The following is a 13,497-nucleotide window of genomic DNA, read 5'->3' as shown; positions in this document are numbered from 1 at the left end:
CAACGCGCTCGTGACTCCGGCGTCCATGCCGGCTCTCAGAGCAAGCCGGCGTGCTGCACCGGCGCTTGGCTGTGCCTGCGGCTTTGAAGAAGTCGGCGGATCGGTGCCGGGAGCCCGAGGGCAAGCGCCGCGCCAAGCGCGTACCACTGGCCTGCATGCTCCTGCGTACTTGATACGCGGTCGAGGCGAACGAGCAAGGGCTGCAGTTGCAGATCCAGATGGGTCAGCGCGTGGGTGGCGCACGCAAGCTCGCTTTGTTCCCTGACCGCGCCGAGCAGCGCAGCCCGGCGCAGGGCTTCGGTGACGGAATGGAACTGAGGCAGACACCATAGCCCTGGCCAGATGCCCTGAGTATCGCGGCGCTCAAGCCAGACCCGGGGCTCTGGGGCCTGCGCATCTTCGGCCCACAACAGCACCCAGTGTTGGGCTTTGCGGGCGGGTGTGCCTGCTGGGCGCGCGTGGGGCCTGATGGATGCCCCCGTGTCGGAAAGGGCTGCAGCGCGGTGCTGTGCGAGGCGGGCCTGGCAGTCGAGCGCAAAAGGGCAGGCGGCACATTGCGGATTGCGCGGCTTGCACACCGTCGAGCCCAGGTCCATCAGGCCCTGCGTGTAGGCGGCGAGGTGTTCTTCGGGAAGCAGAGCCTCAGCAAGTTCCCAGAGGGCCCTGTGTTGGGCTGCCTGCGTGGCTCTGGCAGGCAGGGCGAAGGCACGGCCGAGCACCCGTTTGACATTGCCGTCAAGGATGGCTGACCGCTCACCGAAACAGAACGCCGCGATGGCGGCGGCCGTTGATCGGCCGATGCCGGCGAGGAGCTGCAGCTCGCGCTGGGTGCGGGGAAACTCTCCAGCGTGTCGGGTACACACCTGCTGCGCGCACAGATGCAGGTAGCGCGCGCGCCGGTAATAGCCCAAGCCGCTCCATTGGGCGAGGACATCGTCGATGCTGGCGGCCGCCAGATCACCCACCGTGGGGAAGCGTTGCAGAAAACGCTCGTAATACGCGTGCACGACGCGCACCTGGGTTTGTTGCAGCATGATCTCCGACAGCCATACACGGTATGGGTCGCGGCTTGCTTGCCAGGGCAGGTCATGGCGGCCATAGGCGCGCTGCCATGCGATGAGCCGCTGCGCGAAGCGCGGTGGCCCGGGAACGGTACTCGCCGCAGCCTGTGCGCTGCTCACCGCATCGCGCCCTCGAAGTGCACGCGCAATTGGGTGCGCTGGTTGCGAAGCTCGCTGGCTTGCTTGCGCAGTTGTGCAATGCGCTGACCCAGTTCGCCTTCGGCGTGCTCCACCAACTCCAGGCTTTGCATGCGGCGGTTCATGTTGCGCTTGCGCTCGCGAACCTGCACGTCGAGCTGCGCAAGCGCTGCGCGGTTCCAATGTTGGGTGTCACGTACGCCGCGCTCCAGCACACTGCGCAGTCGCGCCAGCGCGGACAGAAGCAGACGCTCGGCGTGTGCGGTGTTCTGCAACCTGAGCCAGCGCGCGGGAGTCAGGTAGCGCAGATAGTCCTGTTGCATGCTGTCGAGCTCCAGCCGTATGCCTTCGAGTTTGAGGGCCTTCGGGCTCGGCACGGAGAAGGCGAACTCCATGTTGAGTTGGTCGCAAGCTCCAGTCAGCATGGCGCGGTTTTCCTCGAGCTGCCGCTCGGCCGCCTCGATGCGTCCGCGCACTTCGGCGAATGTGGCCTCCAAGGCGGCACGCACGCCGGTCTTGAGTACCGAAGTCTTGACGCGCTGACGTAATTCGGCCAATGGAGCGAGCGCCGTCTGGGCGTCGAGCAGTTGGGCGATGTCTTCGAGCTGCCTGGCGTTGACTGCATGCAGCGCCCTGACCTTGGCAAGGCCTGCGTCGAACTCCTTGCGCTCCATGGCAATGCGCATGACAAGATTGCGCACCACATGCTTGTTCTTGCCTTCCAGCGCTGCGAGTTCAAGGCGCTGTTCGTCGGCTTGTTGGATCTGCTGCTGGAACTGCCGCTCCAGAAGCATCAGCGTGTCGAGCAAGGTGGCGCGCCAGCCGCTGTCGATGAGGTCGCGCCGCTCCTGATCAGCCACCTTGCTCAGAGCGGCCTCCAGGGCCGGTACACCCGAGATCTCGAGCAGCTCGGGATCGTGCTGGATGCGCGCCAGCAATGCCTTGCGCGCGCTGAGGGCAAAGACCCGATGAAGGGGAATCTGCAAAATGGATGCGACCGATTCGCGCTGGCGCTCGATCTGCGCCTGAACTTGCGCCGCGCTCAGCAGCGGGTCCCATAGCGTGTCGACCTTATTGAGCACAACGAAGCTGCGCAGCCTTCCAGCCTCCCCCACATGCTGGGTCCAAAGCTCAAGATCGCTGCGGGTCACACCGGTATCGGCGCCGAGCAGAAACACAACAGCTTGTGCGGCGGGAATCAACGAGAGCGTGAGTTCCGGCTCGGCTCCGAGCGCATTCAGGCCTGGCGTGTCCAGAATGGTGAGCCCCTGCGAGAGCAGAGGGTGATCCACATTAAGGAGGGCATGGCGCCAGCGCGGAATTTCGACCAAACCGTCTTCGGTGCGCACGATCGTGGCACGCGCTGCATCGTCCAGGTAAAACCCCAGCTCCTGTGCGCGCTGAATCGGCACGGCCAGCGTGTCCGATAGTCTTGCCAGGCATGCGCTCATATCCGCAGCGTCGTTTGCGGCAAACGGATGGTCTTGCCAAGCGTCGTGGCGCGCCTTCCACTGGGCCAGCGTTGCTGCGTCGAGCCGGGTTTCAATGGGCAACAGGCGCAGTCCGGTTGGAAGGCGCGGGTCGCTCGCGAGCTCCATCGGACACATCGTTGTGCGCCCGGCGCCAGCAGGCAGGATGCGCTGCCCGTGACCCGAAAAGAAGATGGCGTTAATCAGCTCGGACTTGCCGCGTGAGAATTCTGCGACAAAAGCCAACTGCACCAGATCTTGTCGCAAGCGCTGTTCCAGCCCACTGAGCGAGTCTTGCCAAAGCGACGGATCAAATCCTGACTGGCGCAGCCAATTCGACAGCAAGGCCAGGCGAGCCAGGCGCTGCTCGCGCCAAGGGCCGAAGCGCGTCCATTCGGCTTGCAATTCGACGGGTAAGGCCTGGTCATTCATAGATAGGATGCGAGCGAGGCGGCGCGGTTGGATGTGCGACCCTATAGCGTATCGTGACAGCGGGGGCCTTGGTCAATCGGCCCGCCGCCCGTCAGCGCTTCTGGCAATGCCTGCAGAAATACGTGCTGCGTTGCCCTTGGGTGATGTGCGCAATGGAAGCGCCGCATACAAGGCACGGTTCACCCGTGCGCCCGTAGACGCGCGTGGCGTGCTGAAAATAGCCGAGCTCGCCGTCTGCATGGGCGAAGTCGCGCAGGGACGTCCCGCCGGAAGCCACCGCTTCGCGCAGGGTCGCGCGGATTTCGGCTGCCAGGCGTGTACAACGGGGCTGTGAGAGCTTTCCGCCAGGGGTGCGTGGGTTGATCCCTGCGCGAAACAGGGCCTCGCTGGCGTAAATGTTGCCCACTCCTGCAACGATGGATTGGTCAAGCAGCAGGAGCTTGATTGCGGCCGAGCGGCCCTTCAGTTGCCGGTGCAGGGCGGGGCCGTCAAAATCGTCATTCAGCGGCTCCGGACCCAGCCGCGCAAGCAGGGGGTGCGGAGCTGCGCCTGAGGCGTGCCACATGACGGCGCCGAAGCGGCGCGGGTCACGCAGGCGCAACTGGCCGCGATCGGTGTGCACGGTGCAGTGCTCGTGCGCCCGCGGCAGGGAATCCTGGCATTCCGCCGCAATCCAGCGCAGCGAGCCGGACATGCCCAGATGGAAGATGAGTTGGCCACGCTGCAATTGCAGCAGCAGGTATTTGCCCCGGCGCTCCAGGCGCTCAATGCGCTGCCCAACCAGCGTTTGCGGGTCGCAGCCCAGCGGCCAGCGCAGGGGCTTGCCCATGTTCAATCCCGTGATCTCGCTGCCGGTGAGCGCGGCTTGCAGACCCAGGCGGGTGACCTCAACTTCGGGAAGTTCTGGCATGCCGACATTGTGCTTGAGCCGCAGAAGCCGTCGCTGATGGCAGGCCGCAGGTGGTGGCGTCTGGCGTACCGTACGTCCCCACGTCATGGATGCGCCTGGTGCGGCACCTAAAATCGCGCTGATAACCAGGATTCGCCCATGCGCCTAGCCGTATTTGCCGCCGCGTTCGTTTTCACAGCCTGGGCGTCCCAGGCCCATGCCGAAGCGCCAGGCGCCACAGCCAAACCCGGTCAGATCGCCGAACGGGCTTCCGCATCCGTCAATGATCAGCGGCCCGACGCGCAGGATCTGGCCCGTTGGTTCTATGCGGTACTGGCTGGAGAAATTGCGGCTCACACGGGCCATCCGGGCACGGCCTATGCCGAATTGCTCAAGGCGGCGCGCGACTTGCACTCCGAAGCGCTGTTCCAGCGTGCCGCTGAAATCGCGCTCACTGCCGGGGCTCCGCAACAGGCGTTGGACGCTGTAAACGCTTGGCGCGCAGACCAACCCGATTCCCTGAAAGCGCAGAGTTGGACGGCCCAGATCCTCGTGGCGCTCGGTCGCAATACCGAAGCCGTCGGAGCCATTTCACGGCTGATCGCGCTGACGCCCCAGCCGCAGCGTCCCAAGACCATCCTTTCCCTGGCGGGGCTTTTCGCGCGCGCGGGTGACGGGCAAGTCGCGGTGGTTTTGGCAAAAAGGGCTTTGGCACCCTATGAGGGTATTCCCCAATCGAGCGTGGTGATCGGGCAGTTGTACGCGCGAGCGGGAAGCGCCAATGCTGCGTTCGCCCGTGCCTCGAGGGCACTGGTTGCGGAGCCGGGCATGCGCGAGGCAGCTGAGCTGGTGCTGCAAACCTATACGGCAGATCCTGGGCGGGCCGACCAGTTGCTTGCACAGTATGTCGCTGCGAAGCCGCAAGACGCCGATTTGCGGATGGCGTGGATCCAGGCGGCACTTGGTCAGCAGCGGGACGGCATTGCTCTGGCGCAGACCGAGGCGCTGTCCAAGGTCAAGCCAGACGTCCCGGATGTCTGGTTGGTTCTTGGGTCATTGCAACTCCGACAGGATCAACCCGTTCAGGCTCAAAGCGCGCTCCTCCGGTACCTGAGCCTGATCGGAGAGTCCAAGCCTGCTGCACCACCGCCGGCCCTGGAACGCGCCTATGTGGCCTTGTCCGACGCGGCGCTGCAACAGGGCGACTATCCACAGGCCGAGCGATGGTTGGAAAATATCCCGACCGGTCAACGAACGATCGTCACCATTTTGCAACAGGCCACCATCCTGGTGCGGCAGGGCAAGCTCGAATCCGGCTTGAGCCTGCTGGACAAGTTCTCCGCGGGGACGGCGCAGCAGCAGCGCGAGCAGCTTCTGGCCCGCGCCCAGCTCTACCGTACGGCCAAGCAGTACGGCAAAGCCTATGCTGTTCTCGCAGCGGGCCTGTCGCAATTCGGAGCTGACCCCGACTACGCGTACGAAACGGCGATGATGGCCGAGAAAAGCGGACGACCGCATGAAATGCAAAGGATGCTGCGCAAGTTGATTGCGGATCACCCCCAATACCAGCCCGCGTACAACGCGCTGGGCTATACCCTGGCCGATGAGGGTCGACAACTGCCAGAGGCGATGAAGCTCATCGCCCGTGCTTTGAAACTGTCCCCTGGCAACCCCTTCGTGCTCGATAGCCTGGGTTGGGTGCAGTTCCGCATGGGGGATCTGAAGCAGGCCGCGGCGACCCTGGAGGCGGCTTTTGCGGCGCGACCCGATCCCGAAATCGCCGCGCATCTGGCCGAGGTGCTATGGCAGCGCGGGGACAAGGCGCGTGCGCGTGCCATTCTGCGGCAGGCCTTCGAACGCGCGCCACAGGACGGGGGTGTTCAGGCGGCGATGCAGCGCATGGGTGTACGGTTTTGAGGGCGTGGCTTCTCAACCCGGGCACGCTGCTGGGCACTGGGAGCCCGCGGAGGCCCATTCCCGGCCAGAGTCATGGATGCGCCGTGTGGGCCTTCATGCTGGCTGTGGCGCTCACGCTCGGGGGGTGCGCCACGCCTGCAGCGCGAGATCGGGCCGCACAAGCAGTGCCGGCAGCGCAAGACATTCACGGGCGCATTTCCGTGGTCACGGGGATACCGCCAGACCAGCACAGCGTCTACGGCGGGTTCCGGCTTGAACTCTTTCCCGGCGGGGATGGGGAGTTCGACGTGTACTCGCCGCTGGGCCAAATGCTGGCGCAAGCCCAATGGTCCACACGGTCGGCAAGGCTTGACGATGGCAAGCAAACTCGACGCTTTACCTCCTTCGAAGACATGACTTTTGCGGCGCTGGGGCTTGCCTTGCCGCGCGCAGCACTGCAGGACTGGGTGCGAGGCATGCCCGCGGCAGACCTTCCATTCGAGACGCTGGGCGATGGGGCTTTCGAGCAAGTGGGCTGGCGTGTGCAGCCCCGCCTGCGCGATGGCCAGCTTTACCTGTTGCGCGCCAGCCGCGTGCAGGGCCCACCCGCCGAACTCAGTTTGGTGGTGGATCGTGTGCGGCCCGAGGCGGCCGCTTCTGCGCCTGCGGCTTCCGCGGTTTCGGCCCCATGAGTCGAGCAGATGGTTGCTGCACGGCCTCAGGTGCTGGCTTCGCTGCGCTCTACAACGTTCCAGCACCTGCCAAGGTGAACTGGTTCGTGCATGTGCTCGGCCGGCGGGCCGATGGCTATCACGATCTGCAAACCGTGTTCCAGTTCATCGATTGGTGCGACTGGCTGGATTTTGAGCGCCGTGACGATGGAGTCGTATCGCGTGAAGGTGGCGACGGTCTGCCCGCCGAAGACCTCAGCGTCAAGGCGGCACGCCTGCTGCAAGCGCATAGCGCATGCCGCCTCGGGGTGCACATTCGCCTACGCAAGGCCATACCCGCTCAGGCCGGCCTGGGTGGCGGCAGCTCGGATGCGGCCAGTACCTTGCTGGCCCTGAACTTGATGTGGGGCCTGGGCCTGCGGCGCGCACAGCTGATGGATCTGGCCTTGGAGCTCGGCGCCGACGTGCCGGTTTTCGTGTTTGGTCGCAATGCCTTTGCCCAGGGTGTGGGAGAGCAGCTTGCCGCCGTCGAGCTGCCCGCTTGGAGTTTGCTGGTCGGCTGGCCGGGTACGGGGCTGTCCACGGCGGCGATGTTTGGCTCGGATCGCTTGACAAGAAATACGCCTGCCGAGACAATTTCAGGCTTTGCTGAATTCCTCAGAAGTGCGCAGGGCGCTCGCGCCGACGCGGTTGAACCAGCCGAGTCCCATGATGCAGGTTTGGCGCGTACGCTGGGGCTTGAATTTGGTCATAACGATCTGCAGCCTGTGGCCATGGCGGCGTTGCCTGAAATCGGCGCACTCGCAGCCTGGCTCAAGGCGCGTACTGGCAGTCGCTTTGTCGCCATGAGCGGTTCCGGTTCGGCGATGTTTGCTCCATGCGACCCCGGTGTTGAGTTTGGGCACGTTGCGATGGCGCCGGCTTGGAGGGTGCGCAAGTGCCGCGCCTTGCTGGGTCACCCGTTGCTGGGCTGGGCAAGCGATCGGCAGCAGGAGTGAGCCAGCGCTGGCAGTCGGATGTTGTTTGTGGGGTGCATCGTGGATGCGGCTTGGAAATTTCGTACAATTTCGGATTCTGTTTTGCGGTGTCCATGTTGAAGCAGTCTTGAAGTTCAATTTTCGACCGCCTTGCGTGAAGGTTTGACGTGCGTCGGGCAAGGTGGTCAGCGTTGTGCCGTTGGGGAGTCGCCAAGTTGGTTAAGGCACCGGATTTTGATTCCGGCATTCGAGGGTTCGAGTCCTTCCTCCCCAGCCACCTCAGGTCGGCGTGTGTTGTGGGCTGTGCTCGCGTGGATGTTTGCGCGACCCTGGCTCCCTTGGCAAACTTTGAGGTTGCGCGGAAACCCGTCTGATTGCTCTCCAGTGGCGTGCCACAACCCTCATCAACGGCTGCCCACTGCAGTTCCCCATCCAAACCATGAATCAGAACGCGGCTGACTTTGTCGTTTTCACCGGTAATGCCAATCCGGCGCTGGCGCAGCAGGTGGTTGAGCAACTGGGCATTGGTCTGGGGCATGCTTTCGTCGGGCGGTTCTCCGACGGCGAAGTGACGGTTGAGATTCAGCAAAATGTCCGTGCACGCGAAGTCTTCATCATCCAGTCGACCTGTGCCCCGACGAATGACAGCCTGATGGAGCTCCTTGTGATGGCGGACGCCCTCAAGCGCGCGTCCGCGGAGCGCATCACTGCGGTGATCCCGTATTTCGGCTATTCGCGTCAGGATCGCCGCCCGCGTTCGTCCCGCGTTCCCATCACCGCCAAGGTCGTGGCTAATATGCTGCAGGCGGTGGGCATCGCCCGCGTGGTCACCATGGATCTGCACGCTGACCAGATCCAGGGTTTTTTCGACATCCCGGTTGACAACATCTACGCCTCGCCGATCCTGCTGGGTGATCTGCGCGCCAAGAATTATGCCAATTTGATCGTTGTGTCGCCCGACATCGGCGGTGTGGTGCGAGCGCGTGCGCTAGCCAAGCTGATGGATTGCGATCTGGCCATCATCGACAAGCGCCGTCCCAAGCCCAACGTGTCGGAGGTGATGAACGTGATCGGCGAGATTGATGGCCGCAATTGCATCATCATGGACGACATGGTGGACACGGCCGGCACCTTGACCAAGGCCGCGGAAGTGTTGAAGGATCGTGGCGCCAAACGGGTTGTCGCTTACTGTACCCACCCCGTGTTTTCAGGGCCGGCCATTGAACGCATCAACGCCAGCGACCTGGATGAAGTGGTCGTCACCAATACCATTCCGCTGCGCGAGAACGCACTGAAGTGCACCAAGATTCGTCAGCTCTCAGCTGCCCAGCTCATTGCGCAGACCATGCTGCGCATTGCTCAGGGCGGGTCCGTGCTGCAGTTGTTCAACGAGCAGGAAACCCTGTTTTGATCATCCGGCGCGGTCGCACGATGCTCCGCGCCTTTCCGCATTCGCGTGAGCCCGAGGGGCTGACGCGAACCCTGCGGGATGCTGGTCGCGAGCATCCCGATTTGTAATCCGGGGCCTATGGCCCCCTTTGAGGAGTCGACATGAAAGTCGTCGCATTTGAACGTCAGGCGCAAGGTACTGGTGCGAGCCGCCGCATGCGCCGTGCTGGCAAGGTTCCCGGCATCATCTACGGTGGTGAACAAAAGGCGCAGATGATCGAGCTCGATCACAACGCGCTGTATCACGCGCTGAAGAAGGAACAGTTCCATTCATCCATCCTTGACTTGACGGTGGGTGAAGCGCAAACCAAGGTTTTGCTCAAGGATTACCAAGTCCACCCCTTCAAGCCGATCGTCCTGCACGTGGATTTCATGCGCGTGGCGGCGGACCGCAAGATCACGATGAAGGTGCCCCTGCACTTTGTGGGCGCCGAGGAATCCCCAGCGGTCAAGGTTGAGGGTGGCATGATCAGCCATGTGCTGAGCGAACTTGAAATCAGCTGCCTGCCGGGGGATTTGCCCGAGTTCATCGCAGTTGACCTGAGTGGCATGCACAAGGGTCATTCGTTGCACGCCAACGATCTGAAGCTTCCTGGCTCGGTCACTGTGGTCACTCACGGCACCGACAATCCGGTCATCGCCACTGTGCTCACGCAGGCAGCGGAAGCTTCCGCTGAAGCGTCGGCGGAAACCGCAGCCGCACCGGAAGCCGAGAAAAAGTAATCAAGGGCCTCGACGCCGGCGTCTGCACTGCGCTTTTAGGCGGCGTCGGTCGGCCGTAGTACAGCAAAACGCCACCATGGGTGGCGTTTTGCTTGTGCACAGACGTGTGCGCGGGCTCCGCTTTGGAGCGTGTGTGCGTCAAGGTTCGGGGACGGGCCGCGGGCGACGGTCTTCGCCGACCGCAACGAAGGTGAGTGTGGCCTCGGTCACGCGAAACACCTGGGTGTCGGGTATGCCACGCTCGGCAAAGACCTCGACCTCGATGGTGATCGAGGTGCGTCCCACCCGGATGACATCGGCATACAGTGACAGAAGATCACCGACGAAGACCGGGTGCTTGAAGACGAATTGGTTGACCGCCACAGTCGCGACTCGCCCCTTGGCCCGACGCGCCGCAACAATCCCCGCAGCCATGTCGACCTGGGCCATGATCCAGCCGCCAAAAATATCGCCGTGCATATTCACATCGGCAGGCTTGGGTTGGATGCGCAGCACGGGTTCGCGGTGCGGGGGAAGGCGATCAAGTTGGTTCACGGAATTTCTCTCTTTCTGCAATGGTTGGGGTTTCCCCTGAATAATGCATGATTTTGCCGTTGAGCGGCACGCGATGCGTGTGCCGCGCTGCTTTGCTGTTCCGCCGCCGGGGATCGGTGGCCTGCGGGACAGGGCCAGCTGATTCTCATTGCACGCTATGCGACACCACGGTTCGACCGAGCTCCCACCCCCGACTTCCAGCACGCAGGGCCATTCGCGCCGGGCGGCCTTGCGCAATCTCGCTCCCTATCTCTGGCAATACCGTGCGCGCGTCCTGATTGCGCTGCTCATGCTGGTCGCTGCGAAGGTCGCCAACGTCGGTGTTCCGGTGGTGCTGAAGGATATCGTGAATGCCCTCGACGTCAAGCCTGGGGATGCGCGCGCCGTGCTCGTGGTGCCGGTGGCGCTACTCGTGGCGTACGGGGCGCTGCGCCTTTGCGTGTCGCTCTTCACCGAGTTGCGCGAAATCGTTTTCTCGCGTGTCACGCAAGGCGCTGTACGCAAGATCGCACTTGAGGTGTTCGACCACCTCTTCTCGTTGCCGTTGCGCTATCACCTGGAGCGGCAGACGGGTGGCATGTCGCGCGACATCGAGCGCGGCACGCGCGGGATTTCAAGCTTGGTGTCCTACACCTTATACAGCATCCTGCCCACGCTGGTGGAGATGACGCTGGTGATCGGGATCCTGATGGTGAAGTACGACTGGTGGTTCGCCGGCATTGCACTGGTCGCGCTCGCGTTGTACATCGGATTCACGGTGGTGGTCACCGAATGGCGCACGAATCTTCGCCGCACGATGAATGAACAAGACTCGCGCGCCAACCAGCGCGCTGTGGATGCCTTGTTGAACTACGAGACGGTGAAGATCTTCGGCAACGAAGCGCATGAGGCGCGGCGCTACGACGAGAACCTGCATCGCTGGATGACAGCCGCCGTGAAGTCGCAGAATTCGCTGTCGCTGCTCAATTTGGGGCAGAGTTTCATTATTGCCGTGGCCGTGACGCTGCTCGTGTGGCGCGCCACCGCAGGCGTGGTCAGCGGCACGATGAATCTCGGCGACCTGGTGCTCGTCAATGCCTTCATGATCCAGCTCTACGCGCCACTGAACTTTCTTGGCGTGATTTACCGTGAGATCCGCCAGTCGCTCACCGATATCGAGCGCATGTTCATCATCCTGGAGCAGAACCGCGACATCGCCGACGCGCCCGACGCGAAACCACTTGTTGTCTCCCGTGGCACCCTGCGATTCGAGGACGTGCATTTCGGCTACGCACCGGGCCGGCAGGTACTCCGAGGCCTGAGTTTCGAGTTGGCGGGGGGTGAGACCCTGGCCATTGTCGGCCCGTCGGGGGCCGGTAAATCCACACTGTCACGCCTGCTGTTCCGCTTTTATGACGTGGATACCGGGCGCATCACCATCGACGGGCAGGACATCGCAAAGGTCAGCCAGGCCAGCTTGCGTGCGGCTCTGGGTCTGGTGCCTCAGGACACGGTGTTGTTCAATGACACCATTGGCTACAACATTGCGTATGGGAGGCCGGGCGCCAGCCAAGCGGACGTGGAGGCGGTGGCGCGCGCTGCACAGATTCACGATTTCATTGTGCGCCAGCCCCTGGGCTACGAGACCCAGGTTGGCGAACGCGGGCTGAAGCTGTCGGGTGGTGAAAAGCAGCGGGTGGCGATTGCGCGCGCGTTGCTGAAGAATCCACCCGTGCTGATCTTCGATGAAGCCACGTCACAGCTCGACTCTGCCAATGAAAAGGCGATTCAGGGTGAGATTCGCCTGGCGGCCCGCAATCGCACGACTTTGATCATCGCACACCGCCTGTCAACAGTTGTGGACGCCCACCAGATCTTGGTTCTCGACGACGGGCGCATCAAGGAGCGCGGTACCCATGCGCAGTTGCTGGAACTCGGCGGCGTCTATGCGCGAATGTGGGCCTTGCAGCAGGAGCAGGCGAATGTCCCGCAGTCGCCTGGAATCCTGCAGGCGGCTTGAGTTGACGCGAATGCGGGCGATGCGCGAACTTTGCTGCAGCACCAACGTCCGGGTTTCCATCCTGCGCTCCACAAGATCACGGCCCGATCACGGGGCGGACCGCCGGCGCGTCCTGCAGTGGCCGTACCATCATTGCCGATCCTCCCGCACCGATCCATGACCCAGCCGCAAACCCTCACGATCACCCGCCCCGACGATTGGCATCTGCACCTGCGTGACGACGCAGCGCTGGCCTACACGGTGCCGTGGAGCGCCGCACAGTTCGCACGTGCCATTGTGATGCCCAATCTCAGGCCCGCAGTAGTCAGCACTGCCCAGGCGCTCGATTACCGCATGCGCATTCTTTCCTCGCGGCCGTACGGCTCGGTGTTTGAGCCGCTCATGACCTTATACCTGACGGACTCCACGCCGCCAGCGGAAATCGTTCGAGCCCGGGCCAGTGGCGTGGTGCATGCGGTGAAGCTCTATCCGGCCGGCGCGACAACGAATTCAGACAGTGGGGTGACTGACCTGGAACGGGTCTATCCGGTCTTCGAGGTCATGCAGGCCGAGGGGATGCCGCTTCTGATCCACGGCGAAGTTACAGACTCGCAGGTGGACGTGTTCGACCGCGAAGCCGTGTTTATCGAGCGCCACTTGGTGCGCATCAGGCGGGATTTCCCGGCGCTCAAGATCGTCCTGGAGCACGTGACCACTGCGCAGGCGGTCCGTTATGTGCGTGATCAGACTGCACTGGATGCACGTGGGACCCCACTGCTTGCGGCCACGATCACCGCTCACCATTTGCTCTACAACCGCAACGCCATGTTTGCCGGCGGCATGCGACCTCACTACTACTGCCTGCCCATTCTCAAGCGCGAGCAGCACCGGCAGGCGCTCCTTGAGGCAGCCACCAGCGGTGATGCACGCTTCTTTCTCGGCACCGACTCGGCTCCGCATGCGCGGGTGTTGAAGGAGGCCGCCTGCGGCTGCGCGGGCTGCCTCACCGCTCCACACGCGCTGGAGCTTTACGCGCACGCCTTCGAGCAATGCGGCGCGTTGCACAGGTTGGAAGGTTTTGCGAGCTTTTACGGTGCGGACTTCTATGGATTGAAGCGCAACGATTCACGCGTGACCCTGCTTCGAGGGGGGAGTACCGTGCCCGAGCGGCTGCCTTATGTCGATGGCGATATCGTGCCCCTGGATGCGGGACGAACGCTGGACTGGCGGCTTGAGCGGAGTGGCTCGCTTCCCGGTTGATCATGTGCGCTGCGTTTTCA

At 63.2% G+C, this 13,497-nt stretch carries 11 protein-coding genes and 1 tRNA gene; 8 read left to right on the top strand and 4 right to left on the bottom strand.

Annotation, left to right across the window (positions count from 1 at the left end):
• Positions 1-35: 35 nt before the first annotated feature.
• From mutY to mutM, 3 genes are all read right to left on the bottom strand, one after another.
• Positions 36-1,181 (bottom strand): A/G-specific adenine glycosylase, encoded by a 1,146-nt coding sequence (gene mutY, locus CD04_RS0110375; RefSeq protein ID WP_051849090.1) that lies wholly within the window; start codon positions 1,179-1,181, stop codon positions 36-38.
• Positions 1,178-3,100 carry a dynamin family protein gene (locus tag CD04_RS0110370; RefSeq protein ID WP_051849089.1) on the bottom strand — a complete coding sequence of 641 codons (1,923 nt, stop codon included), beginning with the start codon at positions 3,098-3,100 and terminating at the stop codon, positions 1,178-1,180. Before CD04_RS0110370 ends, mutY begins: the two co-directional genes overlap by 4 nt.
• A gap of 91 nt (positions 3,101-3,191) precedes the next feature.
• Entirely contained in the window at positions 3,192-4,010 is an 819-nt protein-coding gene (gene mutM / locus CD04_RS0110365) for a bifunctional DNA-formamidopyrimidine glycosylase/DNA-(apurinic or apyrimidinic site) lyase (RefSeq protein WP_031406523.1), read from the bottom strand.
• 138 nt (positions 4,011-4,148) lie between these two features.
• Between mutM and CD04_RS0110360 the strand changes: the two genes are divergently transcribed.
• From CD04_RS0110360 to CD04_RS0110335, 6 genes are all read left to right on the top strand, one after another.
• Positions 4,149-5,906, top strand: a complete 1,758-nt coding sequence (locus tag CD04_RS0110360; protein WP_051849088.1) for a tetratricopeptide repeat protein — start codon at positions 4,149-4,151, stop codon at positions 5,904-5,906.
• Positions 5,907-5,989: 83 nt separating this feature from the next.
• Positions 5,990-6,577, top strand: a complete 588-nt coding sequence (locus tag CD04_RS0110355; protein ID WP_038167708.1) for a lipoprotein insertase outer membrane protein LolB — start codon at positions 5,990-5,992, stop codon at positions 6,575-6,577.
• A complete protein-coding gene (ispE, locus tag CD04_RS0110350; RefSeq protein WP_038167705.1) occupies positions 6,574-7,554 on the top strand; it encodes a 4-(cytidine 5'-diphospho)-2-C-methyl-D-erythritol kinase in 981 nt (326 codons plus the stop codon). Before CD04_RS0110355 ends, ispE begins: the two co-directional genes overlap by 4 nt.
• A 179-nt stretch (positions 7,555-7,733) precedes the next feature.
• A tRNA-Gln gene (locus CD04_RS0110345) sits at positions 7,734-7,810 on the top strand.
• A gap of 162 nt (positions 7,811-7,972) precedes the next feature.
• Entirely contained in the window at positions 7,973-8,944 is a 972-nt protein-coding gene (locus CD04_RS0110340; protein ID WP_031406515.1) for a ribose-phosphate pyrophosphokinase, read from the top strand.
• A gap of 140 nt (positions 8,945-9,084) precedes the next feature.
• Positions 9,085-9,705 carry a 50S ribosomal protein L25/general stress protein Ctc gene (locus CD04_RS0110335; protein WP_031406513.1) on the top strand — a complete coding sequence of 207 codons (621 nt, stop codon included), beginning with the start codon at positions 9,085-9,087 and terminating at the stop codon, positions 9,703-9,705.
• Between the two features lie 138 nt (positions 9,706-9,843).
• On the opposite strand, the gene CD04_RS0110330 is transcribed toward CD04_RS0110335, so the two are convergent.
• Positions 9,844-10,239: an acyl-CoA thioesterase gene (locus CD04_RS0110330; RefSeq protein WP_031406511.1), complete on the bottom strand. Its 396-nt coding sequence runs from the start codon at positions 10,237-10,239 to the stop codon at positions 9,844-9,846.
• A 157-nt stretch (positions 10,240-10,396) separates the two neighbouring features.
• Here CD04_RS0110330 and CD04_RS0110325 point away from each other — a divergent pair, with 157 nt between their 5' ends.
• Together CD04_RS0110325 and pyrC are read left to right on the top strand one after the other, a co-directional pair.
• Positions 10,397-12,238, top strand: a complete 1,842-nt coding sequence (locus CD04_RS0110325) for an ABC transporter ATP-binding protein/permease (RefSeq protein WP_031406509.1) — start codon at positions 10,397-10,399, stop codon at positions 12,236-12,238.
• A 156-nt stretch (positions 12,239-12,394) separates the two neighbouring features.
• Positions 12,395-13,477 carry a dihydroorotase gene (gene pyrC / locus CD04_RS0110320; RefSeq protein ID WP_031406506.1) on the top strand — a complete coding sequence of 361 codons (1,083 nt, stop codon included), beginning with the start codon at positions 12,395-12,397 and terminating at the stop codon, positions 13,475-13,477.
• The last annotated feature ends 20 nt before the right edge of the window (positions 13,478-13,497 follow it).

Origin of the sequence: Thiomonas sp. FB-Cd (assembly GCF_000733775.1) — a bacterium.
Classification (GTDB): Bacteria; Pseudomonadota; Gammaproteobacteria; order Burkholderiales; family Burkholderiaceae_C; genus Thiomonas_A.
Note: the sequence above shows the minus strand (reverse complement) of the source record. Positions and strands in the feature narration are given on the sequence as shown.

Bases quoted from the DNA above. Each gene is read 5' to 3' on its own strand.
- CD04_RS0110325 (WP_031406509.1), top strand. From the start codon at position 10,397: ATGCGACACCACGGTTCGACCGAGCTCCCACCCCCGACTTCCAGCACG.
- pyrC (WP_031406506.1), top strand. From the start codon at position 12,395: ATGACCCAGCCGCAAACCCTCACGATCACCCGCCCCGACGATTGGCAT.
- ispE (WP_038167705.1), top strand. From the start codon at position 6,574: ATGAGTCGAGCAGATGGTTGCTGCACGGCCTCAGGTGCTGGCTTCGCT.
- CD04_RS0110335 (WP_031406513.1), top strand. From the start codon at position 9,085: ATGAAAGTCGTCGCATTTGAACGTCAGGCGCAAGGTACTGGTGCGAGC.
- mutM (WP_031406523.1), bottom strand. From the start codon at position 4,010: ATGCCAGAACTTCCCGAAGTTGAGGTCACCCGCCTGGGTCTGCAAGCC.
- CD04_RS0110370 (WP_051849089.1), bottom strand. From the start codon at position 3,100: ATGAATGACCAGGCCTTACCCGTCGAATTGCAAGCCGAATGGACGCGC.
- CD04_RS0110360 (WP_051849088.1), top strand. From the start codon at position 4,149: ATGCGCCTAGCCGTATTTGCCGCCGCGTTCGTTTTCACAGCCTGGGCG.
- CD04_RS0110340 (WP_031406515.1), top strand. From the start codon at position 7,973: ATGAATCAGAACGCGGCTGACTTTGTCGTTTTCACCGGTAATGCCAAT.